Genomic DNA, 22,704 nt, shown 5'->3' with positions numbered 1-22,704 from the left:
CGGGGAACACGTGCCCACATGGTGCCCACGGACGATCACGATTGGTACGGGTCCAGAGGGAACGGCAGCAGATCCTCGGCGGTCGCAAGCCGCGTAATTCCGCGGTTCTCGGTTGAGACGGGTTGAAATGGATCGAACCTCTTTGGGTTCAAATCCCACCGTCACCGCCAGAAAAACCCCTGATGATCAGGGGTTTTTCCATTTGCGTAACCACAGAGTGCCCACGCCATGCCCACATTTGGCTGCGATTCCACCGCCTCAGAGGCGAGCGTCCGCGCCCAGGTGCCGGACTTCATCGAACGGAGATTCCGCCTCAGTTCGCGGAATTCCGCGAGTCTGAGATCATGCCGCTGATGGCATGCGGGCACAAGCGGCTGGGATCCGCCGTCCCTACCGTGGGCATGTTGCCCACCGTAGGTCGAGGTAGCTCCGTCCGTCTCCGCCCTTGAGCCACACTCAGCGACGTTCGCGCGGTCAGGTCATGCGGATGCCAACTTGCCAATGCCCCGGCTGTGTCGCCGCCGCGCGGCATCGAGTCGGTCGAGCGGCGCCGCGGTCACCTGCCGTCAAACAGGGCGAGCATGGCGCGTCTGTCGGGCTTGCCGGTGGCGTTCACCGGGATTGCCTCGACGACGACGACGAGCTCTGGCGTCTTCTGCTTCGCGACGCCGCGGCTGGTCATGAAGTCCGCGAGCGCCGCGGCAGTGACGTCCTCCCCACCGACGATGACGGCGCCGATGCGTTCGCCGAGTCGCCCGCCCGGAACTGCGATGACCGCGATCGCCTCGATGCGAGGATGGGCGCGCAGGTGGTCCTCGATCTCGCGCACGCTGAACTTCTCGCCGCCGCGATTGATGATGTCCTTGGTCCGGCCGCTGATGCGTACGTACCCGTCGGTCCCGAGGCATCCGACATCTCCCGTTGTGAACCAGCCATCCTCGCTGATCGCCCCCATAGCAGTGTCCGCCCGCACATAGCCCAACATCATCTCCGGTCCGCGCAGAAGCAGGTTCCCCTCATTGCCGGGCTCGAGGTCGCGGCCGCCGTCGTCGACGACCCGCAGCTCCACGCCCGGTGCGAGGCGGCCGTCCGTCTCGGCTCGTGCCCACAGCGGGTCGAGTTCGTTGGCGAGCGTTGAGGTGGGCAGCTCCGTCATCCCCCATGCGCGATATGCCGCGATGCCAAGACCGTCGGCGTCCCGGATCAGTTCGGGCGGTACGGCCGCGCCACCGCAGCAATACTGGCGAAGACTCGACGTTGTGCGACCGGATGCCGCGTACGCCGCCAGTAGTTCACGAAGGAACGGCGTCGCGCCGGCCATATAGGTGCCGCCGTGACGTTCGATGAGTTGGACGGCCTCGGCGGCGTCCCATCGGTCCATCAGGATCGATGCGCCGCCTACGCGCGTCGGGATGAGGAATCCCTGCAGCAGGCCGGTGATGTGGGTCATGGGGGAGGCCATGAACATGCGGTCGTGGTAGGTGATGCCCCACTCCGTGACGCAGGAACGCAGTTCGTGCATGAGTCCGGCGGTGGAGTGCACCGCCCCTTTCGGCGCCGCCTCGGTCCCCGACGTGTAGAGGATGAGCGACGGGGCGTCTGCTGGAGCGGGCTCCACGGTCGGTGGCAGCGTCCCCGATCCGTCGCCCTCAGCGTCGAGCCAGCCCGCGTGGGCGCCTTCTGCGAGCAGGCGCACGCGAGGCTCGTGCCCGACCTTGGCGAGCACCGCATCGAACTCTTCCGGAAGGCGCCGTCCTCGTACCAGCGCGTTCGTGATCACGGCGACAGGACGGGATTGCTCGACCACCGCGGCGAGCTCGCGGGCGCCGTAGATCGGGACGATCGGGCTGCTGACCGCGCCGATGCGCCAGATCGCCGAGGCCACCCATACCGCTTCGGCGTCCGTCGGCAGCATCCAGCAGACCGTGTCTCCGCTCCGCACTCCGTGGGCGACCAGGGTGCACGCGACCGCCAACGCGCGTTGCTGCAGCTCCCCGTAGTTGAATTGTCGCGTCCGGGTGATCACCGCGATCCGGTCGGGCATGGTCCGGGCGCGGTGTTCGAGCATCCAGCCGAGCCGCTCGTCGGTGTGGAATCCGTGCGAGCGCCAGGTCTCTTCGATCGCTCGTCGCGATGTGGTGGAGAGCTGCCTGGCTTCGGGGGTTTCGGTCGTCATCGTCCGTCCTCAACGGTGAAAGGGATGAGGTTGCAAATCCTCTAATCTTTATATAGTTTAAAACCGCTTCCCGTCATCGTCGACTTCGAGGTGGAACCCGAATACATGGACCAGTTCATCCAGTCGATTCTGCTGCCCGGGCTCTCTCAGGGGGCGATATACGGCCTGATCGCCGTCGCATTCGCGGTGCTCCATCTGACGACAGGTGTCATCAACTTCGGCCATGGCCAGCTCGTCGTGCTCGCTCCCATCGTCATCCTGCTGAGCGCGGCAGCGGGCGTGCCGGTGTGGCTCGCTTTCCTCTTCGGGTTCGCAGCCCTGCTCATCGCGGCGCTCGTCACGGAAGTCGTCGCGATCCGGCCTTTCGTCCAGTCGGGCTCCGCGGTCTCGTGGATCCTCTCGACCTTCGGCGTCAGCATCGTGCTGACCGAGATCCTCGCCATTCCGGCGGGCGGAGAGGCAACGTACTTCCCATTCGGCATCCCGTCCACGCCCTTCACTTTCCTCGGCTTCCGCGTCTCGTGGGCGGAGCTGGCGACCCTGCCCGTGCTATTGCTCGTCGCAGCGGCGCTGCTCGTGTTCTATCGTCGGACCCGCGTGGGCCGCGAGCTTCGCGCCGTCGGGCAGGACGTACGAGGTGCGGAGGCCCTGGGCATCTCGCGGGCACGTGCGTCGCAGATCACCGTGCTCATCTCGGCCGTCATCGCGGCGATCACCGGATACCTCGTGGCGTCCTCGCAGATCCTCATGCCCAACCTGGGCATCTTCTTCCTGTTCTACGGCTTCGTCGCCGTCTCGATGGGCGGGATGAGCAGCGTCCCGGGCGCCGTCATCGGCGGCGTGGTGGTCGGGCTGGTGAGCCAGGGCGCCGCCGTGTACATCGGGCCGCTCTACGGCAACCTCGCAGTCTTCGTGCTGCTCGTCCTCGTCTATGTCGTCAGGCCGCACGGGATCTTCGGCTCGCGGCCGGTCCGGGAGGTCTGAAATGGCGCGTTTCCAAGAGAACCTCCGCACCGGCAGCTATGCGGTGCAGGATGCTGTCAACCGAGGCCTCGACCGCGTGCTCGATCGACTGCCGGCGCCGCTTCGCCGGGTCGCCGTGATGCCGTCCGTCCAGGGACTCGCGATGGTCATCGCCGCACTCACCATCCTGGTCATCTCCGGACCGATGTCGTACCCGGCGTACGTGGTGCTTCTCATCTGCGTCTACCTCGTCTCGGTGTACGGCGTGAACGTGACGATCGGTTTCTCGGGCGTGCTTTCGCTCGGTCAGGGCGCGGCGTTTGCGGTCGGCGCGTACGTCGCCGGCATCCTCGCGGGCACCTATATGTGGCCCATCTGGCTCACCCTGCCCCTCGCACTGCTGAGCGGCGTCGCCGTCGGGGCGCTGGTCGGCTTGCCTGCCGGCCGACTCGCGGCTCTCGGCCTCGCGATGCTCTCGCTCGGAACGGTGCTGGTCGTCTCCGACATGCTCGTCGCGCTGGACGACCTCACGCGTGGCCACGGGGGCATTTCCGGCATCACTCCGTTCCTCTCGTTCGACCCCAGCAGTTACGTGCTGTGGGAGTGGTTCGTGCCGCTCGTCATCATCGGCATCGCATTCCTCGCGTTCTGGTTCCACGCGCGCTATCGCACGAGCCGCATCGGGCGCGCGACCGCGGCCGTCCGCGATGAGTCGATCGGAGCATCCGCTCTCGGCATCGGCGGCTATGCCACGAAGGTGGCCGCGTTCGCGGTGGGCTCGGGGATGGGCGGATTGGCAGGCGCGCTGTTCGCGTACCTGTCGGTCTATATCTCACCCGACGCGTTCCTGCCGTCGCTGTCGATCCTCTTCCTCGTGATGGCGGTATTGGGTGGTCTGGGATCCCAGCTCGGTCCACTGGTCGGTGTGATCATCCTTGTGATCGTCCCGCTGATGCTCGCGCCCTACCCGCACGTGAACATCATCGTCTACGGCGTCCTGCTCGTCCTCCTCATGCGCCTGCGCCCGCGCGGACTCTTCAGCCGCACCGCTGCGGCGGCCGACCCGGTCAGAGCCTCACTCCGGCTCGACGACACAGCCGCCGGACCCGAGACCGCGGCATCCCAGACCGCCGAACCCGCGGTCGCAATCGCGCCGAAGAACGTGATGTTGAGGGTCGACGACGTCAGACGGAGCTTCGGAGGTGTGAAGGCCGTCGACGGCGTGACCCTCGCGTTGCGTGAGGGGGAGATCCTCGGTCTGATCGGACCGAACGGCTCGGGCAAGACCACGATGCTCAACCTCATCGGCGGCTACTACCGCCCGTCGGCGGGCAGTGTCGCGCTCGATGGCGTAGACATCAGCCGCGCGCGCCCGCAGGAGAGCGCGCGCCGCGGCATCGCCCGGACTTTCCAGACACCGAAGACCTTCGCCGGGATGAGCATCGACGAGCACATCGAGATCGCAGTGCAGCGTCAGTTGGACGCCTCGGCTGAACGGGTCGCGGCGTGCCGGACCGCCGCGCTCGCACTCCTGGAGGCGGGCGGCCTGAAGCCCGACGACCTGAAGATGGGACGTCGCGAGAGCCGGTTCCTCGGCCACGGTCAGTTACGGTTCCTCGAGGCCGCAATGGCGGTGGCGCGGTGCCCCAAGGTGCTGCTGCTCGACGAGCCGGCCGCCGGGCTGTCTGCGTCCGAGATCGACGCGCTCGAGACCATCGTCAAGGAGGTCGCACGCGCCGGGGTCGCAGTGATCGTCGTCGAGCACCACCTGGAGATGGTCAGTCGCCTGGTCGACCGGATCGTCGTGCTCGACCTCGGCCGGGTGCTGTGGGAAGGGCACCCCGACGACCTGCACGACGCTGAAGCGGTTCGCGCCGCCTACATGGGGACGGTGTGATGGGAAGCGAACTGGTCGTCCAGAACCTGACGGTGCGATACGGCGCCGTCGTCGCGGCAGAGGGCGTGACCTTCACCGTGAAGCCCGGCGAGTGCGTCGTGCTGCTGGGAGCGAACGGAGCCGGGAAGACCTCGACGTTGCACGGTATCGGAGGGCTTACCCCGTCGGTCGGCAGGGTTCGCCTTGGCGATGTCGACCTCGGCCACCTGTCCGCAAGCAGGCGGGCACGGGCGGGACTGGGCCACGTGCTCGAAGGCCGCCATGTGTTCCCGGACATGACGGTGGCCGAGAACCTGGACGTCGCGCGACCGCGATCCGGATCCAAGCCGCCGGTCGAGCCGCTTGAGCTGCTCCCGGAACTCAAAGAGCACCTCAACCGAGCCGCCGGCAGACTCAGCGGCGGTCAGCAGCAGATGCTGGCCATCGCGCGGGCCGTCGCCGGTGCGCCCCAGGCGATCATGCTCGACGAGCCCACCAACGGACTCGCACCGAAGCTCGTCGCACGAACGACCGAGATCATCGCGACCCTGCGCGACCTCGGCTACGCCGTCCTCGTGGTGGAACAGCGCCTCGAGGTCGCGCAGAACCTCGCGGCCGACGTGCTGGTCCTGCGGCACGGTCACATCGTCCACGAGGTGAACGGCACGGATCCGGAGCTGCCGGATCTGCTGCACGCCGCCTACCTGTCCTAGACGGCACCCGACAAACCGAAGGAGAAACATGTTCCGCACCAAGAGCAGGCTGCTGGGAGCAGTCTTCGCGGGAGCACTGGCGCTCTCGCTCGCCGCGTGCTCGAGCGACACCGGGGGCGGCGCCGCGGCGCCGGGTGAGAGCACCGCCGAGCTCCCCGACAAGCTCACGATCGGATTCGTCGGCTCGCTGACGGGTCCGCTTGCGGCATCCGGCATCAACTCCCTCGCGGGATTGAAGGCTGGCGCCGAGTACGCCGAGACGCTGCACGAGGGGATGACCATCGAGGTCGTCGAGCGCGACACGGCAGGCGAAGCCACGGCCGCCGTCGCGCAGACACGCGAACTCGCCCAGGCGGGTGCGACCGCGATCTTCTTCACGACCGAGGCATTCCCGGCCGTGCAGGACGTCCTCAACCAGGTCAAGATCCCCGGCGGCACGTCCGGCGGCATCGCCGCGGTGCTCCCCGAAGTGGGCGATTCGAACCGCTACAAGTACGCGTTCTCGACGGGCGCCGGCAACGCCGGCGAGACGGCGATCACGCCGCTGCTGGACTACGCGTCGCAGTTCGGGGACAAGATCGGACTGGTCGAGGACGCGTCGGCCTTCGCGGTCGCGCAGGCGGACCTCACGGAGGAGATCGTCGCCGAGGACTACCCGGACGTCGAGCTCTTCCGCGTAAGCTTCCCGGCGTCTGCGAGCGATGCGACGGCGCAGCTCAGCACGCTGCAGCAGGAGGATGTCGATGCGGTCGTCATGTGGCCGTATGGCACGCCTGCGGTGACGGTGATGAGTTCGTTCGACAAGCTGGGCTGGTACCCGCCGACTGCCGGCACACTGGGCCTCGGAACGCCGGCGATTGTGGAGGCCACGCCCGCCGAGCTGGCGGAGAACCTCGCAGCCGGACCGATGGCGAAGACCTTCCTCGACCCGGATCTCGACACCACAGGTGTCGTGTCTGAGTTCGTCACCCGCTACATGGAGGCCCTCGACAAGACGGAGTTCACGCCGCTTGACACGGTCGGCGCGAACAGCTTCGACTGGTCGGTGCTTATCGCTCAGGCCGTGGCCGACACCGGCAAGACCGACGGCGACTCGATCAAGTCCTTCCTGACCTCGGGTGAGGAGTTCATCGGTGCCAACGGCGTGTACGTCTTCGGACCCGACAAGCGCATCGGCATCGACGCGAGCGAGCTGCAGCTCTACCGGTCGACCGAGCCGTGCTCGCCCGAGGGCATCTGCGTCCCCGTCGAGTAGACGACCCCGCACGAAAAAGAGGTCCCGCCTGCGGGCGGGACCTCTTCGCGGGGCATCAGCGCTCAGACAGAGGATGCCGGTACGGCGGGCCGGCGAGAAGACCACCGTCGACGGGATACGACGCCCCCGTGCAGAACGCGGCCTCGTCGCTCGAGAGAAACCCGACGACCGCCGCGACCTCCGCCGGGTCGGCCACACGGTACAGCTGAGGAAGACCCACCCCCGCGGAGCCGGACTCGGCACGCTTCGTCGGCGCGGCCGAGGCCCACACTGCGGTGTCCGTCGGACCCGGGTGCACGGCGTTGACACGGATGCCGAACGGACCGCCTTCGATCGCCGCGGCCCTCATCAGACCGACCACGGCGTGCTTGCTCGTGATGCACGCACCCATCCCGCCACTGCCGCGCAGACCGCCGGTCGAGGACGTGATCGTGATGACGCCGCCCGCGGTCTGCTCGCGCATCACCCGCATCGCCCGGGTGGTGCCGAGCCACACTCCGCGGACGTTGACACTCATGACCGCGTCGAACGCGGTGAGCGGGTAGTCGTCCATCGGCGCGGCTGGGCCGAGGATGCCCGCGTTGAGGAAGGCGATGTCGACACGGCCATGACGAGCCACGCACTCCGCCACGTAGTCGTGCTCCGGCTCCGCGTCGGCGACGTCGGCCGGGAAGGGTTCGAAGGCCGGTCCGAGATCGGCGCGCACGGACTTGAGTGCGACGTCGTCCGTGTCCACGCCGACGACGGTGGCGCCCTCGGCGACGAACATCCGGGCCGCTGCCCTGCCGATGCCGTTGCCGGCGCCCGTGATGACCGCCACCCTGTGGTCGAACCGGCTCGCTGCCCCGCCTCCGCGACGAGGGCGGCGGCGATATCTTCGACCTGCCAGCCTGTCGGCGAGGCCGCGAGCGTGCGTAGTGACGAGCTGTACCGGCCGAGCGTCGTTCCGTCGAACCGCAGCACGGCACCGGTCATGGGAGCGCTGGCATCCGACAGCAGCGCCGTCACGAGGGGGGCCACCCGCGACGGATCGGGCATCGGCGGCCGGTCGGTTCGATGATCTGCCAGAGACATGCGAGTGAGCCCGAGCGGTGAGATCGCGTTCACCCGTACCCCGTGCGCAGCGCCGGCCAGCGCCCAGTTAGCGGTCATCGCGGCGACGGCGCCTTTCGATGCACCGTACGCGCTCATTCCGGCGATGCCGTCGCGGGCGCCCGAGACAACGGTCACCACCGAGCCGCCGCGTCCTGACTCGACCATGGCGCGCATCGCGTGGCGTACGGTGAACTGCACGCCCAGGATGTTCACCTCGGCGATGGCACGCAAACCGTCCTCGTCCTCGTCCCACGGGTCCGCGTTCCGCATGATCGCAGCGTTCGCCACCACGCCGTCGACGCCGCCGTACTCGCGCAGGCAGCGTTCGGTCAGGGCCTGCGCTACTGCCCAGTCGGCGACAGAACCCGTCACGGCGACGGCATGGCCGCCCGAGGCGCGGATCGCCTCGACCGTCTGCTCGGCGGCATCCCCATCGATGTCTCCGACGACGGCCGACGCGCCGGCCTCCGCGGCGGCGATCGCGTACGCACGGCCGAGGCCCTGCCCGGCACCGGTGACGATGATGCGCTTCGCCGCGAGCACGTTCAGTCGCTCCCCGCCCAGCGTGGCGCGCGCTTCTCGAGGAATGCTCGCGGACCTTCGTTGGCGTCGGGATGCGGCCAGTGATCCTGGACCGCCTTCCAGCCGGCGTCCATGTGGCGTCGCATCAGGTCGGCCTCGAAGTCGCGGATCACGGCTCGGGTGACGCGGACTGCTTCGGGAGAGCCCTCTGCGATCCGTTCGCCGAGAGCGACCGCGTGCGCCAGCAGGATGTCGGCGGGGACGACCTCGGAAACCAGCCCGGCCTCTTTCGCGCTGGCGGCGTCCAGGGCCTCGGACCGGCCGAGCAGTGCCATTCGCACGATGACGTCGCGACGGGCCCTGAGCATCAACTCCACCGGCTCCATGCCGCTGACCTGACCCACGGTGACGTGCGGATCCACGAATCGTGCCGTGTCGGCCGCTACGCAGAGGTCGGCATCCGCGACGAAGTGGAGACCCCCGCCGGCGCAGACCCCGTTGACCGCGACGATGACCGGCACATCGAGGTGGGGGCCGGGAACGAAGGACAGCTCCTCTGCGGCGTCGCGCCCGATCCGGGTGCGCGGCTGGGCGAGCATGCCGGCATCAGCGCCCGCGCAGAACGCGTTGCCGGCGCCGGTGACGATCACCGACCGCACCCAGCCGGCCGCGGCCACGCGGCGCCACAGCGATCGCAGCTCGTCCATCATCGGCTCCGTCAGCGCGTTCGCACGAGACGGCCGATTGAGCGTGACGATGAGAGAGGAGCCAGCGGAGCCGAGGAGGAGATCATCGCTCTGGCGGAGTGCGGCGAGGCGATCGTCGGTCACAGGGGAGTCCTTTCGGAGGAGGCGAGTTCTGCGGCGGCTCGCCGATGATCGGGGACGTCGCACGCGTCGAGATACTCCGCGGCCAGACGGCGCGCGAGCTCGTCGACCGGCGGCGTGTCATGGATGAGCTCGATTCCCTGTCCGGCAGACCACAGGTCGCGCCATGGGCGCACGTCGTCCGGAAGGTGCTCGTGGCCCCGGCTCGTGGGCTCGGGAAGTGCCTCGATGTCGATGGCGTGGTGCTCCAGCGAATCCAGCATCCAGTTGGCGGGCACACCGTTCACCTTCGCGGTGTAGCGCAGTCGCCTCGAGTCTCCGCTGACGATCCACTCCTTCTGCAACGGGTTCGCACGCGACTCCACGGTGGCGGCGAAGCGGGTTCCTACGAACGCCAGGTCGGCCCCGAGAACCTCCGCAGCGCGTACGGCGGCGCCGGTGGCGACCGCGCCGGCGAGCGAGATCGTGCCGTCGAACATCGACCGCAGTCTCGGGATGAGCGCGAGATGGCTCACCGTGCCAGAGTGGCCACCGCCTCCCGCGCCGATGCAGTTGAGCCCGTCCACACCGGCGGCGATCGCCTTCTCGGCGAAGGTCACCGAAGTCGCGTCGTGGTGCACGAGCAGGCCGCGCTCGTGCGCGAGTCGCGTGATGACGTCGGGTTTTCCCACCGAGGTGATGACGATGTCGACCCCATATCTCGCGCAGGCGTCGAGGTCCGCCGCCATCTCGTCCTCGGGGAGTGTCGTCGGGATGTTCACCGCCAGCGGTCCGGGGTGGCGCCCCCGAAGATCGCTCGTCGCCTGGCCGGTGTCGCGGATGCGGCACAACCAGTCCGCGAATTGCTCGGCCGTGCGGGCATTCTGGCGGGGGAAAGCCCCGATGAAGCCACAATCGCGGGCGGCGGCGACCAGCTCAGGCCCCGAGATGAGGAACATCGGCGCGCAGACGATCGGAAGCGTCAGCCGTCGCGCGATGTGATCGGGGAGTGTCATCGTTGATTGCCTCCGATAATTACATCAATCATTATAGAGATTACTGAGAAAGGCTGCCATGACCGATCACATCCGATTCCGAGTCCGTGTCGTCGGCGGCGTGATGGTGCTGACCTTCGACCATCCTCCGACGCGCAACGCGCTCGATCGGGTCACACGTGGGCGCCTTGTCGAGGCGCTGCGCGAAGCGGATGCCGCACCCGACGTCCGCGCGATCGTGCTGACGGGCACCGATCCAGCCTTCTCGAGCGGCGTCGACGCGAAGCAGCTCCTCGGCGACCCTGACTACACGCGTCTGCCGGTCGATCCTGCCGCCGCGCTGCGGGCTCTGGCGACGCCGACGATCGCTGCGGTGAACGGCTCCTGCGTGTCAGGGGGACTCGAGATCGTCCTCGCCTGCTCGATCGTCATCGCCTCCACCGAGGCGCGCTTCGCAGACACCCACGCCAAGCTCGGACTCACTCCGGGGTGGGGTCTCAGCACTGAGCTGCCCGCCGCCGTGGGGGTGTGGCGAGCACGGCAGCTGACGCTCACCGCACAGCCCATCGATGCCCGCACCGCGTACGAGTGGGGTCTCGTGAACGAGGTCGTCGACCATGGATCGCTGCAGCGTCGCGCGCTGGACCTCGCCAGCGCGATCGCGCAGCTCGACGCCACGAGCATCGGGAATGCGGTGCGGCTGTACGCCGACGGCCAGCAAGCGTCGTTGGGCGCAGCCCGCGCCGTCGAGCGCGCCGCTCTGGACGGCTGGGCGGTGGACCGCTCGTCGGCTCGAGCGGCGTTCGATCAGAGGGTCTCGCCGCCGTCGACGTAGATGACCTGCCCCGTGATGAACGAAGCCAGATCGCCCGCCAGGAAGGCCGCGAGCGCGCCGAGTTCGCGGACATCGCCGGCGTGATGCATGGGGATCCGCTCCCGGAGCCACGCCTGCCCCTCTTCGCTGTCATGCAGCGCCTTGGACATATCGGTGCGGAAGTGCCCCGGCGCGATCGCGTTGACCGTGACGCCGTACTCCGCCCATTCCTTTGCCAGCGCCCGCGTGAAATGGATCATCGCGCCCTTGGCGACCTTGTAGGGGCCGGACAGGTTCGGCGTGCGTCCGACGGCGCTGGAACCGATGTTGAGGACGCGCCCCCACCGACGCTGCAGCATCCCGGGACCGACGAGGCGGATGAGCTGCAGGGACGCGCGCACGTGGGTGTCGAAGATCGCGTCCCATTCGTCGTCGGCCATTCCGACGCTCGCCGGCCCGGAACCCGGCTGCCCCACCGCGACACCGTCGTCGACCGGTAGGGGGATGAAGGGGCGCTTCAAGTTGACGCCGGCATTGTTGACGAGGATGTCGATCCCGCCGAGTTCTGCGAGGACCGGCTCGACCGCGGCCGCCACCGCGTCGGCGTCCATGAGGTCCGCGGGGGCTGCGACAGCATGGCCGCCGGCGGCATCGATGAGGGAGACCGTCTCGGCAATCTGGTCTGCGTGGCGGGCCAGGATGACAGTGCTCGCGCCCGCCTCTGCGAGCGACAGGGCGATGGCGCGGCCGATGCCGCGGCCGGACCCCGAGACCAGCGCGGTGCGTCCCGCCAGCGGACCGGACGGTTCGGGCAGATCCGGCATGTTCATGCTCCCTTCGGCAGGCCGAGGACACGCTCGGCGATGATGTTGCGCTGTACCTCGGAGGTGCCCCCGTAGATCGTCGCCGCCAAAGACTCGAGATACTCGTCAAAGCGGTCGAGGGGGGCCTCGTCCTCATCTGTTCCAAGCTCCAGCGCCAGCGCGGCGGCGCGCTGCACGGACTCCGATCCGAAGAGCTTCAGGATGCCCGATACCGGCGAGTCGATCCCGGCGGTGCGGGCACCGACGCTGCGCATGCCGGTGAGACGGATCGCCTCGGTGTCTGCGAGGAGTCGCCCCAATCGCTCGTTCGCGTATGACGGCCCCGCAGGGTCGTCGAGAACCGGAGCCAGCGCGCGCTGCATCTCCAGCCAGTTGTGGACCCAGATCATGTCGCGTTCGTGCTCCAGGGCCGACACTGCGACGCGCCATCCTCCGTTCAGCTCGCCCAAGAGCCGGTCGGCGGGTACTTCGACATCGTCGAAGAACACCTCGCAGAAGGACTCAATCGACGGTCCGGCGGTCCGGATTCGTCGGACGGTGATGCCGGGAGAGTCCATGTCGACGATCAGACAACTGATGCCCTGGTGCTTCGGCGCAGTCGCATCCGTTCGCGCGTACAGAGTGCACCAGCGTGATCCGTCGGCCTGCGTCGTCCACACTTTCTGGCCGTTGACGATGAACACGTCGCCGCGGCGGACGGCGGTCGTGCGCAGCGAGGCGAGGTCGGAACCCGCGCCGGGCTCCGACATCCCCAGCGCCCACCACGCCTCGCCCCGCAGCGTCGAGCGGAGATACCGCTCCTGTTGCTCGGGGGTGCCGAATGTCCGCAGCGCCGGGGCGACCACCCCGGCCGCCTGGATGTTCATCTCCCGCGGGATGCGCAGCCGGGCGCCCTCGATACGGATGGTGAGCGCCTCGGTGCGCGGCAGGTCACGCCCGCCGAGGCCATGAGGCCAGTCCGGGATGAGCCATCCCTCGTCGAACATCGCGGCCTGGAACCTCCGGCGCAGGTCTTCGTCCTCGCGGTATCCCGCATAGGCGACCGCGTAATCCTTGGGGAGGACGGTGTCCAGGAAGGATCGGAACTGCGTCAGCGAATCGGTCATCGCGCTCCTCCCAGCGCTTCGGCCGCGACGGCGGCATAGAGTTCCCCCGGATTCCCGAGCAGCGGGATCGTGTGCCGTGCGCGGCGAACCGCCAGCGGGCTGTCGGACTCGAAGGTCAGTCCCATCGCTCCGAGCAGCTGTGTCTGCAGTGCGACGCTCTGGGCCGCGGCATCCCCGGCGGCCGCCTTCGCGAGCCGTGACAGGCGGGACCCCTCGGGGGAGACGCGCGAGGCACCGAGGGCCACAGCGCTACCCAAAGCCAGGCTCCGCGCGCGCTCAACCAGGACATAAGTGTCGGCGACCTGATGTTTGACCGCCTGAAAGCTCGCGATCGGGCGCCCGAACTGTTCCCGTCCGAGGGCATGGGTGATCGCCCCATCGAGGGCGCGTGCGGCGACGCCGATGAGCTCCGCAGCCACGCAGGTGCGCGGCGCGGCCAGGACGACGTCGCGATGCTCGGCGCAGGCGTGTTCCCGCGAGGGGATGTCGTCGAGCGCGAGCCGTGCGAACGGGCGAGATGGGTCGACGGCGGGGAGGATGTCGCGGTCGACTCCCGCGAGGTTGAACACGTGGACCACGCTCGTTCCGCCGGCCGATTGGACGGCGACGGCGATGTCCGCGCCGGCGCCGTCGAAGACGTGCAGCGCCCCGCCCCGGATGCGTGCGAATGCAAGCCGCGACGAGGCGGTCGTCTCATCGAGCACCCCTGCTGTGAGCAGCACCTGTGCAGCCATCGCGTGGCTCAGTAAGGGGGCCGGCAGCAGGGCGCGGCCGGCCTCCTCGAGGAGGGCGGTGAGATCCACCAGCGTGCCGAGGCCATCGAGTTCCTCGGGGATGCCGATCAATGTGTAGCCGTGCTCGACGAGCGGCCCCCAGAGATCCGGGCGCGGGTCGCCGTCGTATGTGAGGCGAATGTCATCAGCCGAGAACAGCGCTGCGAAATGGTCGCGAGCGGCCTCGACGATCGCCTGAGTCTCTTCGCGCGGGACGTAAGCGTCCCAGTCGATGGCGTGATCCGTCACCGTTGACGTTGCTTCATTCACGAGCGTTACTCTATCAATCCTTTATATGATTAGACCGCGGTCTTGCTATGATCAACCGGATTACTCTGTAATCTTTATAAAGTTAATCGACAGATCACAAGGTGGTGATACGTGCTCGACTACCGTGAACCCGAGTCCGTCTCGCGGTTGCGGTCCGACCTGCGTGCTCTCATCGCAGAGCACCTTCCGGCCGACTTCCTCGGCGCGTTCACGCCGGACCCCGCAGACTTCGCCCTCACCGAGGCGTTCTCGCGCGCACTCGGAAGGCGTCAGCTGCTTGCGTCAGCCTGGCCTCGCGAGTTCGGCGGGGCGGCGGCCGACGTCTGGGAGCAGACGGCGGTCCGCGAGGAGATGTGGGCGGCGCACGAACCGCGCGGCGCCCAGTACATGGGCGTCAACTGGGTCGGCCCCGCGATCATGCGTCACGGGACCCCTGCCCAGCAGGCGCAGCACCTGCCCGCCATCGCGGCCGGCGAGGTCGTGTGGTGTCAGGGATTCAGCGAACCCGGTGCCGGCTCCGATCTGCCGGCGCTGCGTACGAAGGCTGTCAAGGTCGACGGCGGATGGTCCATCACGGGGCAGAAGGTCTGGACCTCGTACGCGCGCATGGCCGGATGGTGCTTCCTGCTCGCCCGCAGCGGGCCGGCCGGTGGCCGCAAGAGCGGCATCACCGTGTTCCTGATGCAGATGGACCAGCCGGGCGTCGAGGTCAGACCGATTGGAGCGATGCTCGGCGAGCATCACCTCAACGAGGTGTACCTCGACAGTGCCTGGGTGCCCGACGACCAGGTGCTCGGCGAGATCGGCGCGGGGTGGGACGTCGTCGCCGAGGTGCTCGGATTCGAGCGCATCGGCATCGCACGCTACGCCCGCTCGGAACGGCTCCTGCGAGAGGCGCCCGAAGCGTTGGCCGACCGCTGGCATGACCTCCCGGAGTCGCTGCGCGAGCGATGGGCGGCCGCCCTCGTGCGCGCGCGCCAGGCTCGGCTGCTCGCCTATCGGCTCGTGGGTGCGAACGAGTCCGAGCTCTCACCGCTCTCCGCGGCCGCCTACCGCATCGTCGTCACCACTCTCGACCAGGAATCGGCGGAGATCCTCATGGAGATGCTCGGACCGGATGCCGTCGGAGCGACGCCGCAATCGACGTACTTCGAGCGCGAGGTCGAGGACCACTGGCGGTACTCGCAGGCGGCCACCGTCGCATCCGGCACCGTCGAGATGAACAAGCAGACGATCGCCAAGTCTCTGGAGCACACATGAACTCGTCCCTCGCCGAAGAAGCCGTCGAAGTCGCCGAGGTGCTCCGGGAGAACATCGCAACCGCGGGGGGCGTCGACCTCCTCCGACGGGCGGTCGATGATCCGGCGGTGCGAGATGTCGCGGGTGATCTGGTGGATGCCATCGGCCTCTGGGAACTCGAACCCCTCGAGGACCCCCTGCAGCTCGAGGTCGCGGCTGCGGCGAGCCAGGCCGCCGGCTTCTATGCTCTGCCGTATCCCGTGACCGAGCGGTTCGCCAGATCCGCGGGCGGCGAAGCCACGGCCCTCGTGGGCACGGAGCCGACCGTTCTGGTGGCGCACGGTGACCTCCCGCTGGACTGGACCGGCGTCGAACCCGACGGCTTGCTGCACCGCCTCACCCGCGATTCGGCCCCCCTTGGCACGAAGCTCGCACCGTTCGCGGTCCGAATGGCGTCTGAGCCGACGGGTGAGCGGGCGCCCGCCGCGGCAGCGCTCGGACTGACGCTGCAGTCCTGGTGGCTGCTCGGCCTGCTCGAACACGCGGTGGCAGATACGGTGCGCTACACCCGCGAGCGGGAGCAATTCGGCCGGCGACTGATCTCGTTCCAGGGAGTGGGATTCCAGCTTGCCGACATGGCCGTCGCCATCGAGGCGCTCGGCGAACTCGGCAAGTACACGTTGTGGCGCATCGCCACCGCAGGCGACGGTTCGCTCGTCGACGCCGTCGCGCTGCGGTCGGCTGCTCAGGGGGCCGCGTCGACGGTGCTGCGTGGCGCGCACCAACTGCATGGGGCGATGGGCTTCACCGACGAAGTCGACGTCTCATGGCTGTCGCGCGCATCGCAGCTGGTGCGTCGGCTTCCCGAGGGCGCCCACAGCACCGCTGCGCGCTTGGTGGCGCTCATCGACGCGGACGGATGGGCCGACTTCGGACATGCCGACGCGCCTACCGCGGAGCGGACGGCGGAGAGTGTTCGCTACGCGTAGCGTGTTTCCGAGAGCTCGAATCGCATAACCGTATAAGGTTTGCGAAGAATCGAGTTCCACGAGGTGAGGCGCAGGCGTGAGTGAATCGGGCACGAGCCAGGGCGCGCGGTTGGGCTTCTCGCCTCGCGTGGCGGAGTCGATTGCAGCCGACCTGCGCAAGCGCATCCTTCGCAGCGAGTCGGACAACGTGCCCCTTCCGCGTCAGGACGACTTGACGGCACAGTACGGCGTGAGCGGCCCTTCGCTGCGCGAGGCTCTGCGCATTCTCGAGGCCGAGGGGCTGATCACTGTGCGCCGCGGCAAGTTCGGCGGCGCCTACGTCCACAAGCCCAGCTGGTCGTCGGCCGCGTACGCGTTCGGGCTCTCGCTGCAGGGGCAGGGCGTCACGGTCGCCGACCTCGCCGCCACCATCCTGACGCTCGAACCGATGTGCGCCGCGGCCTGCGCCGCACGGGCCGACCGCGGCGAGACGATCGTTCCCGCGCTCGAAGCCAGCCTGACCGAGACCGAGGCCCACATCGGCGACGGCGCGCGGTACTCCGCGGCTGCACGCGTGTTCCACGACATCCTCGTCGCCGGCCTCGACAACCAGACGATGCAGTTGCTGGTGCGCAGTATGGTCGCGATCTGGTCGATCCAGGAGCAGATCTGGGCGGAGTCCGCCAATGCCGCGTCCCAGTACCCCGGCGTCGAGCCGCAGAAAGAGTCGTTCCGGACCCACGCAGCGCTGGTGCGCCTCATCGCCGAGGGCGATGTCGAAGGCGTCACAAAGCTCGCTACGGCGCACCTGCGGGCCACGCAGGCCATCGTCTTGGAGCGATACGGCAACGAGGTCGTCGACGGCTCGTCGCTCGCGGCGGTTCAGGCCTTCAAGAGCCTCTGACTCAGTCCAGGAAGAAGTCGCCGTCGAGGTCCTCGTCCCGGCCGGAGTACGCGTAGCGCGAGAAGTCGGTAATACCGGCTTCTCGTAGCACGTCGTCGTCGATGAGTAGCTGCCCGGTGCGCGCCCGGGACCGGGTGGTGAGGATCGCGTATGCAGCGTCCGCCATGATCTCCGGTCGCCGCGTGCGGGCCAGCGCTTCGTCGCCGCCGAGCAGGTTGCGCACGGCATCTGTCCCGATCGTGGTCCGCGGCCACAGCGAGTTCGCCGCGATGCCTGCCGACGCGAACTCCGCGGCGATCGTGAGCGTCACCAGGCTCATGCCGTATTTCGACAGGAGGTAGCCGGGAAACTCGGCGAGCCACCGCTGCGACGTGAGATTCAACGGCGGGCTGAGCGTGAGCACGTGAGGGTTTTCGCTCTCACGCAGATGCGGAAGGCATGCCCGGGTGAGCATGAAGGTGCCCCGGGTGTTGATGTCCTGCATGAGGTCGTACTGCGCCGGCGTGAGGCCCAGCGTCCCGCTCATTCGCAGTGCGCTGGCGTTGTTGACGCAGATGTCGATGCCGCCGAAGGAGTCGACCGCCGCGGCGGCGGCCGCAGCGACGTCATCGTCCGATCTCACGTCGCCGACGACGGCGAGTGCGCGTCCGCCGGCGGCCTCGATCTGGGCGGCGGCGTCGTGGATCGTGCCGTTCAGACGCGGGTCGGGCTTGTCGGTCTTCGCGAGCAGCACGATGTTGGCGCCGTCGCGGGCCGCGCGCAGCGCGATCGCCAGGCCGATGCCCCGGCTGCCGCCCGACATGACGATCGTCTTGCCTTCGAGCGTGCCTGGGACCTGGAGCGAGGGCGGGGTCATGACTGCTTGTCTTTCTGACGATGTGCGAAGCGGCGGATGAGCGATGCTGCTGATGTGGATGCCGCCGCGACGAGCGCCGCCCGTTCGGCGTCGAGCGCGGCCGCGTACTGACCCTCGGTGTCGCCGCGCAGCAGTCGTCGGGTCGCCGACATGTGCGCTTGCGAACGGCCGGTGGCCGATGAGGCGAGCTCCGCTGCGCGAGCGGCGGGATCCGTCTCGACGACCTCGGCGACGAGGCCGGAGCGCGCGGCGGTCGCGGCATCCATCACCCCGCTCAGCGCACTCATCTCGGCCGCCCGACCGAGGCCGACGACGCGGGGGAGCAGGAACGAGACTCCGCTGTCGGGGGTGAGCCCTACCGCCTCGTAGGCGGTGAGGAAACGCGCGCGCGGCGAGGCGATCCGCACATCGGCGTTCAGTGCGAGGCCGAGTCCGCCGCCGGCCGCTGCGCCGTCGATCGCTGCGATGATCAGCGCATCCAACGAGGCGAGCAGGAGCAGCCCCTCATGGAACGTCTTGGCGAGCCGGTCGAGGTAGGTGGAGAGGTCGGGCGCCTCGCTCATTTCGCGCACGTCGCCGCCGCCGCAGAAGGCGCGCCCGCGCGCCGCGATCACCACTGCGGCGGGTGGCTGTCGCTCCAGGTTTCGCATGTGGTCCCGGAATCGGCGCGCGACGGCGAGGTTGATGGTGTTGGCTGCGTCGGGACGATTCAGGGTCAGATGCGCGACGCCGTCGGCGAGCACCAGTTCGACGGGATCCGACATCATTCAGCTCGGCGCCATGCGCAGCGCGCCGTCCATACGGACGGTCTCGGCGTTGAGGTAGTCGTGCTCGATGATCATTCGCGCGAGCTCAGCGAACTCGTCGGGTCGAGCCAGGCGCTGCGGGAAGGGGATCGAGGCGGCGAGCGACGCTCCCACCTCCGGCCCGAGGCCGGCCAGCATGGGTGTGTCGACGATGCCCGGTGCGATGGTATTGACGCGGATGCCGACCGCGGCGAGGTCCCGTGCCGCGGGCAGCATCATGCCGACCACGCCACCCTTAGACGCGGCGTACGCGACCTGCCCGATCTGGCCCTCGAACGCCGCGACCGAGGCGGTGTTGATGATGACCCCCCGCTGCCCGTGCTCGTCCGGTTCGGTCTGCGACATGGCGGCGGCCGCGAGCCGCAGCACGTTGAAGGTGCCGACGAGGTTGACCTCGACAGCGCGACGGAAGAGGTCGAGATCATGCGGGCCCTTCGCGCCGAGCACCTTGCGCGCCGGCGCGATGCCCGCACAGCTGACAACGATACGAAGAGGTGGTTGGTCGGCCGCGATCGAGTCCACCGCGGCCTGCACGTCGTCGGCACTGGTCACGTCCGCGGCGACGTAGCGGATGCCGGGGGCAGGTGCCGCGTGGTCGACGGCGGCCGGCAGATCGAGAGCGACGACTTGCGCTCCCGCCTCGGCCAGACGGCGCGCGGTCGCGGCGCCCAGGCCGGATGCGCCGCCCGTGACGAGGGCTGAAGTGGTGGCGATTTTCATGCTTCTCCTGCTTCGTCGGAGGGGTGAAGACTGCGGACGATGAGTTCCGCGAGTGCGCGGTAGGCCGCCGAGTCGTCCAGTCCGGCGGTGGTCTCGATCTCGCCGCGATGGATGGCTTCCATGACCTGTGCGGCGACGGCTCCAACGAACGCGGCGTTCTGGTCGCCCGAGGCTGCCTCGTGCACCAGCGACTGCACTTTCTCGGCGGCGGCTCGGGTGTTGGTCTGGTATATCTCCCGGGTGGCCGGCCAGGCGTCGAGGTCTGCGAAGAAGGTCGCCGACGCGGGGGCGAGCTGTTCCGAGATCGCGACCAGATAGCTCCGGATCTGCTCGAGCGGATCGTCGATGGTGCGTAGGAGCCGAATCTCGACGCGGTCCGCCGCGCGGCGGAAGAAATGCCTCACGCCGGCCACCACGATCGCCTCCTTCGAGGGGGCGATGCCGTAGAGGGTCGTCTTGGAGCACTGCAGCTCACGTGCGAGATCCTCGACGCTCGCATCGGCGAAGCCCTCGCGCAAGATGACGTCCACCAGCCGCTCCAGCAGCGCGACGCGGCGCTGGGTCTGATTCGACGCAGTCGCCCTATCGCGAAGACGTGTCATACTCAGCAGAGTACCAGACTCGCTGATCTAGTACTGATCGCAGTACTGAAATCAAAAGATTAAGAGGATTGCGCTGTGAGTTCAATCGCCGAAGCCACGTCTGAGATCGCCGACGACCTCCTCTCGCTCACCGCCGACATCTGCGCGCGATCCCTTGCTCCGTATGCGGCGGCGGCTGAGCAGGCCGAGCGATTCCCTCGGGAGCAGTTCCGTACGCTGGGTCAGGCCGGCCTGCTGAGCCTGCCGTACCCGGAGCAGTACGGCGGGGCGGCGCTTCCCACAGAGCTGTACCTCCAGGTGTTCGAGCTGCTCGGGCGTACCTGGGCGTCGGTCGCCGTCGGCGTCAGCGTGCATGCGTTGGCTTGCCTGCCGATGGCGAGCTTCGGAACCGACGAACAGAAGCGCCGTTGGCTGCCATGGATGCTCTCGGGCGAGACCCTCGGCGCGTACTGTCTGTCCGAGGCGCACGCGGGATCGGACCCCGCCGCGATGCGCACTCGCGCGACCCGCGTTGACGGCGGCTACGTCCTCGACGGCGCAAAGGCGTGGACTACACACGGCGGCGAGGCGGACTTCTACACGGTGATGGCGCGCACGTCGCCCGATCCGCGAAGCGGGATCTCTTGCTTCTTCGTGCCCTCGGACGCCGTGGGGCTCTCGGCATCCCCTCCCGAGCGCAAACTCGGTCTGACGGCTTCGACGACCGCCACGGTCAACTTCGATGGGGTCTTCGTCCCCGACGACCGGGTCATCGGCGGCATCGGGGAGGGGCTGCGCATCGCCCTGGCGGCGCTCGACTCCGGCCGGCTGGGGATCGCGGCGATCGCAACCGGCCTCGCGCAGGCGGCACTGGACGAGTCGGTCGCCTACGCACGGGACCGAGAGGCGTTCGGCCAGCCCATCATCCGACACGAGGGTGTCGGCTTCATGCTGGCCGACATGGCCGCGACGGTCGAGACAGGTCGCGCCATGTACCTCACGGCCGCGCGGCGACGTGATCGTAGGCTCCCGTTCACCCGCGAAGCGTCCATCGCGAAGCTCGTCGCTACGGATGGAGCCATGGCGGTGACGATGAACGCCGTGCAGGTCCTCGGTGGCGCCGGCTATACGAAGGACTTCCCCGTAGAGCGGTACATGCGAGAGGCCAAGGTGATGCAGATCTTCGAGGGGACCAACCAGATTCAGCGCCTCATCATCGCGCGCGACCTCGAGCGCGCGGCGAGCTGAGAGAGAAGGAACGCGTGATGCAGACAGCCGTGATCGTGGATGTCGTCCGGACGCCGTCGGGTCGGGGCAAGCCCGGAGGTGCGCTCGCCACCATCCACCCCGTCGATCTCGCCGCGCGGGTACTTTCGGCATTGCTCTATCGCAACGGGCTCGAATCCGTGCAGGTCGACGACGTTCTCATGGGGTGCGTGAGCCAGGTGGGAGAGCAGGGAGCGAACATCGCCAGACAGGCGGTGCTGGCCGCGGGCTTCGACGAGAGCGTGCCGGCTGCAACGATCGACCGGCAATGCGGATCGAGCCAGCAGGCCGTGCATTTCGCAGCGCAGGGAGTGATGGCTGGTGCGTACGACATCGTCATCGCCGCAGGTGTCGAGTCGATGAGCCGCGTCCCGCTGGGCTCCTCGGCCGCAGGTGCCCCGCCTGCGCCGGGCCTGATGGGCCGGTACCCCGCGGGACTCGTGAACCAAGGCATCTCGGCCGAGTTGATCGCCCAGCGCTGGGGGCTCTCGCGGGAAGTGCTCGACGCCTATTCCGCACGGTCTCATCAGCGCGCGGCGGCGGCCGGGGCCCGCGGGCTGTTCGACTCGCAGTTGGTCTCTGTGGACGTGGCCGGCAGCGAGGTCGACGTCGACGAAACCATTCGACCGTCGACGACCATCGCCGGCTTATCGGCGCTGTCGCCGGCCTTCCGCACCCTCGAGACCGAGGCACGGTTCCCGCAGCTGTCCTGGCACGTCACGGCGGGGAACTCCTCACCGTTGACGGATGCCGCGTCGGCTGCGCTGATCATGAGCGAGAGCCGAGCCATGGAACTCGGGCTACGGCCGCGCGCGCGGTTCCATGCGTTCACGGTGGTCGGGGACGATCCGGTCATGATGCTCGCTGGCCCCATACCGGCGACCCGGCGAATCCTTGAGCGCTCCGGGCTGGCAATGGACGATCTCGATGCGTACGAGGTCAACGAAGCGTTCGCCTCAGTTCCCCTCGCGTGGGAGCGTGAGCTCGCCGCAGACCCCGAGCGGCTCAATCCCTGGGGCGGTGCGATCGCCCTCGGTCACGCCGTGGGAGCCTCCGGTACGCGACTCCTCGGCACGCTGCTCGCCCACCTCGAGCACACGGGCGGCCGGTACGGACTCCAGACCATGTGCGAAGGAGGCGGCATGGCGAACGCGACAATCATCGAAAGACTCTGAC

21 protein-coding genes and 1 pseudogene are annotated in these 22,704 nt (G+C 68.5%); 10 read left to right on the top strand and 12 right to left on the bottom strand.

Going from position 1 to position 22,704, the window contains the following annotated elements; genetic code table 11:
- Positions 1–556: 556 nt before the first annotated feature.
- Complete coding sequence (locus ACI3KY_RS00670; RefSeq protein ID WP_404928272.1) at positions 557–2,176, bottom strand: class I adenylate-forming enzyme family protein; 1,620 nt, start codon at positions 2,174–2,176, stop codon at positions 557–559.
- A gap of 90 nt (positions 2,177–2,266) precedes the next feature.
- On the opposite strand from ACI3KY_RS00670, the gene ACI3KY_RS00665 reads away from it, so the two are divergent.
- The 4 genes from ACI3KY_RS00665 to ACI3KY_RS00650 are packed head-to-tail and all read left to right on the top strand — an operon-like array spanning position 2,267 to position 6,983.
- Positions 2,267–3,160, top strand: coding sequence for a branched-chain amino acid ABC transporter permease (locus ACI3KY_RS00665; protein ID WP_404928271.1), 894 nt, complete (start codon positions 2,267–2,269; stop codon positions 3,158–3,160).
- Between the two features lies 1 nt (position 3,161).
- The gene (locus ACI3KY_RS00660) at positions 3,162–5,036 is read left to right on the top strand and encodes an ABC transporter permease subunit (protein WP_404928270.1); all 1,875 of its coding nucleotides are present in this window, start codon (positions 3,162–3,164) and stop codon (positions 5,034–5,036) included.
- Entirely contained in the window at positions 5,036–5,728 is a 693-nt protein-coding gene (locus ACI3KY_RS00655) for an ABC transporter ATP-binding protein (protein ID WP_404928269.1), read from the top strand. Before ACI3KY_RS00660 ends, ACI3KY_RS00655 begins: the two co-directional genes overlap by 1 nt.
- Before the next feature lie 28 nt (positions 5,729–5,756).
- Positions 5,757–6,983 (top strand): ABC transporter substrate-binding protein, encoded by a 1,227-nt coding sequence (locus ACI3KY_RS00650; RefSeq protein ID WP_404928268.1) that lies wholly within the window; start codon positions 5,757–5,759, stop codon positions 6,981–6,983.
- A gap of 55 nt (positions 6,984–7,038) precedes the next feature.
- Here the strand turns inward: ACI3KY_RS00650 and ACI3KY_RS00645 are convergent, their stop codons facing one another.
- From ACI3KY_RS00645 to ACI3KY_RS00630, 4 genes and pseudogenes are all read right to left on the bottom strand, one after another.
- Entirely contained in the window at positions 7,039–7,803 is a 765-nt protein-coding gene (locus ACI3KY_RS00645; RefSeq protein WP_404928267.1) for an SDR family NAD(P)-dependent oxidoreductase, read from the bottom strand.
- 137 nt (positions 7,804–7,940) lie between these two features.
- A pseudogene (locus ACI3KY_RS00640) lies at positions 7,941–8,621 on the bottom strand (SDR family NAD(P)-dependent oxidoreductase); the annotation flags it as partial.
- 2 nt (positions 8,622–8,623) lie between these two features.
- Positions 8,624–9,430, bottom strand: a complete 807-nt coding sequence (locus tag ACI3KY_RS00635) for an enoyl-CoA hydratase/isomerase family protein (RefSeq protein WP_404928266.1) — start codon at positions 9,428–9,430, stop codon at positions 8,624–8,626.
- Entirely contained in the window at positions 9,427–10,422 is a 996-nt protein-coding gene (locus ACI3KY_RS00630) for an NAD(P)H-dependent flavin oxidoreductase (RefSeq protein WP_404928265.1), read from the bottom strand. The genes ACI3KY_RS00635 and ACI3KY_RS00630 overlap by 4 nt, the downstream gene beginning before the upstream one ends.
- Positions 10,423–10,480: 58 nt before the next feature.
- Between ACI3KY_RS00630 and ACI3KY_RS00625 the strand changes: the two genes are divergently transcribed.
- Positions 10,481–11,236, top strand: coding sequence for an enoyl-CoA hydratase-related protein (locus tag ACI3KY_RS00625; RefSeq protein WP_404928264.1), 756 nt, complete (start codon positions 10,481–10,483; stop codon positions 11,234–11,236).
- On the opposite strand, the gene ACI3KY_RS00620 is transcribed toward ACI3KY_RS00625, so the two are convergent.
- Genes ACI3KY_RS00620 through ACI3KY_RS00610 form a run of 3 tightly spaced genes read right to left on the bottom strand, consistent with a single transcriptional unit; the run spans position 11,209 to position 14,188 of the window.
- The gene (locus tag ACI3KY_RS00620) at positions 11,209–12,039 is read right to left on the bottom strand and encodes an SDR family NAD(P)-dependent oxidoreductase (protein ID WP_404928263.1); all 831 of its coding nucleotides are present in this window, start codon (positions 12,037–12,039) and stop codon (positions 11,209–11,211) included. The genes ACI3KY_RS00625 and ACI3KY_RS00620 overlap by 28 nt on opposite strands.
- Positions 12,040–12,041: 2 nt before the next feature.
- Entirely contained in the window at positions 12,042–13,145 is a 1,104-nt protein-coding gene (locus ACI3KY_RS00615) for an acyl-CoA dehydrogenase family protein (RefSeq protein WP_404928262.1), read from the bottom strand.
- Positions 13,142–14,188 (bottom strand): acyl-CoA dehydrogenase family protein, encoded by a 1,047-nt coding sequence (locus ACI3KY_RS00610; RefSeq protein WP_404928261.1) that lies wholly within the window; start codon positions 14,186–14,188, stop codon positions 13,142–13,144. Before ACI3KY_RS00610 ends, ACI3KY_RS00615 begins: the two co-directional genes overlap by 4 nt.
- A gap of 111 nt (positions 14,189–14,299) precedes the next feature.
- On the opposite strand from ACI3KY_RS00610, the gene ACI3KY_RS00605 reads away from it, so the two are divergent.
- From ACI3KY_RS00605 to ACI3KY_RS00595, 3 genes are all read left to right on the top strand, one after another.
- Positions 14,300–15,448, top strand: coding sequence for an acyl-CoA dehydrogenase family protein (locus tag ACI3KY_RS00605; protein WP_404928260.1), 1,149 nt, complete (start codon positions 14,300–14,302; stop codon positions 15,446–15,448).
- Positions 15,445–16,416 (top strand): acyl-CoA dehydrogenase family protein, encoded by a 972-nt coding sequence (locus ACI3KY_RS00600; RefSeq protein ID WP_404928259.1) that lies wholly within the window; start codon positions 15,445–15,447, stop codon positions 16,414–16,416. Before ACI3KY_RS00605 ends, ACI3KY_RS00600 begins: the two co-directional genes overlap by 4 nt.
- A gap of 76 nt (positions 16,417–16,492) precedes the next feature.
- A complete protein-coding gene (locus tag ACI3KY_RS00595; RefSeq protein ID WP_206687653.1) occupies positions 16,493–17,299 on the top strand; it encodes an FCD domain-containing protein in 807 nt (268 codons plus the stop codon).
- Position 17,300: 1 nt separating this feature from the next.
- Here the strand turns inward: ACI3KY_RS00595 and ACI3KY_RS00590 are convergent, their stop codons facing one another.
- The 4 genes from ACI3KY_RS00590 to ACI3KY_RS00575 are packed head-to-tail and all read right to left on the bottom strand — an operon-like array spanning position 17,301 to position 20,283.
- Positions 17,301–18,155: an SDR family oxidoreductase gene (locus ACI3KY_RS00590; RefSeq protein WP_404928258.1), complete on the bottom strand. Its 855-nt coding sequence runs from the start codon at positions 18,153–18,155 to the stop codon at positions 17,301–17,303.
- On the bottom strand, positions 18,152–18,922 hold the full coding sequence (locus ACI3KY_RS00585; protein WP_404928257.1) for an enoyl-CoA hydratase/isomerase family protein: 771 nt from the start codon (positions 18,920–18,922) through the stop codon (positions 18,152–18,154). Before ACI3KY_RS00585 ends, ACI3KY_RS00590 begins: the two co-directional genes overlap by 4 nt.
- Complete coding sequence (locus ACI3KY_RS00580) at positions 18,923–19,681, bottom strand: SDR family NAD(P)-dependent oxidoreductase (protein ID WP_404928256.1); 759 nt, start codon at positions 19,679–19,681, stop codon at positions 18,923–18,925.
- A complete protein-coding gene (locus ACI3KY_RS00575) occupies positions 19,678–20,283 on the bottom strand; it encodes a TetR/AcrR family transcriptional regulator (protein ID WP_404928255.1) in 606 nt (201 codons plus the stop codon). Before ACI3KY_RS00575 ends, ACI3KY_RS00580 begins: the two co-directional genes overlap by 4 nt.
- A 75-nt stretch (positions 20,284–20,358) precedes the next feature.
- On the opposite strand from ACI3KY_RS00575, the gene ACI3KY_RS00570 reads away from it, so the two are divergent.
- Together ACI3KY_RS00570 and ACI3KY_RS00565 are read left to right on the top strand one after the other, a co-directional pair.
- Positions 20,359–21,510 (top strand): acyl-CoA dehydrogenase family protein, encoded by a 1,152-nt coding sequence (locus ACI3KY_RS00570; protein ID WP_404928254.1) that lies wholly within the window; start codon positions 20,359–20,361, stop codon positions 21,508–21,510.
- 17 nt (positions 21,511–21,527) lie between these two features.
- Positions 21,528–22,703: a thiolase family protein gene (locus ACI3KY_RS00565; RefSeq protein ID WP_404928253.1), complete on the top strand. Its 1,176-nt coding sequence runs from the start codon at positions 21,528–21,530 to the stop codon at positions 22,701–22,703.
- Position 22,704: the final 1 nt, after the last annotated feature.

Source organism: Microbacterium sp. ZW T2_14, assembly GCF_044987405.1.
In the GTDB taxonomy this organism is placed as follows: domain Bacteria; phylum Actinomycetota; class Actinomycetes; order Actinomycetales; family Microbacteriaceae; genus Microbacterium.
The sequence above is the reverse complement of the archived record's forward strand: the minus strand, read 5'-3'. Positions and strand labels throughout refer to the sequence as shown.

Excerpts from the sequence above, each read along its gene's own strand:
- ACI3KY_RS00670 (WP_404928272.1), bottom strand. The coding sequence starts at position 2,176 with ATGACGACCGAAACCCCCGAAGCCAGGCAGCTCTCCACCACATCGCGA.
- ACI3KY_RS00660 (WP_404928270.1), top strand. The coding sequence starts at position 3,162 with ATGGCGCGTTTCCAAGAGAACCTCCGCACCGGCAGCTATGCGGTGCAG.
- ACI3KY_RS00655 (WP_404928269.1), top strand. The coding sequence starts at position 5,036 with ATGGGAAGCGAACTGGTCGTCCAGAACCTGACGGTGCGATACGGCGCC.
- ACI3KY_RS00650 (WP_404928268.1), top strand. The coding sequence starts at position 5,757 with ATGTTCCGCACCAAGAGCAGGCTGCTGGGAGCAGTCTTCGCGGGAGCA.
- ACI3KY_RS00630 (WP_404928265.1), bottom strand. The coding sequence starts at position 10,422 with ATGACACTCCCCGATCACATCGCGCGACGGCTGACGCTTCCGATCGTC.
- ACI3KY_RS00625 (WP_404928264.1), top strand. The coding sequence starts at position 10,481 with ATGACCGATCACATCCGATTCCGAGTCCGTGTCGTCGGCGGCGTGATG.
- ACI3KY_RS00620 (WP_404928263.1), bottom strand. The coding sequence starts at position 12,039 with ATGCCGGATCTGCCCGAACCGTCCGGTCCGCTGGCGGGACGCACCGCG.
- ACI3KY_RS00615 (WP_404928262.1), bottom strand. The coding sequence starts at position 13,145 with ATGACCGATTCGCTGACGCAGTTCCGATCCTTCCTGGACACCGTCCTC.
- ACI3KY_RS00600 (WP_404928259.1), top strand. The coding sequence starts at position 15,445 with ATGAACTCGTCCCTCGCCGAAGAAGCCGTCGAAGTCGCCGAGGTGCTC.
- ACI3KY_RS00590 (WP_404928258.1), bottom strand. The coding sequence starts at position 18,155 with ATGACCCCGCCCTCGCTCCAGGTCCCAGGCACGCTCGAAGGCAAGACG.
- ACI3KY_RS00585 (WP_404928257.1), bottom strand. The coding sequence starts at position 18,922 with ATGATGTCGGATCCCGTCGAACTGGTGCTCGCCGACGGCGTCGCGCAT.
- ACI3KY_RS00580 (WP_404928256.1), bottom strand. The coding sequence starts at position 19,681 with ATGAAAATCGCCACCACTTCAGCCCTCGTCACGGGCGGCGCATCCGGC.
- ACI3KY_RS00575 (WP_404928255.1), bottom strand. The coding sequence starts at position 20,283 with ATGACACGTCTTCGCGATAGGGCGACTGCGTCGAATCAGACCCAGCGC.
- ACI3KY_RS00565 (WP_404928253.1), top strand. The coding sequence starts at position 21,528 with ATGCAGACAGCCGTGATCGTGGATGTCGTCCGGACGCCGTCGGGTCGG.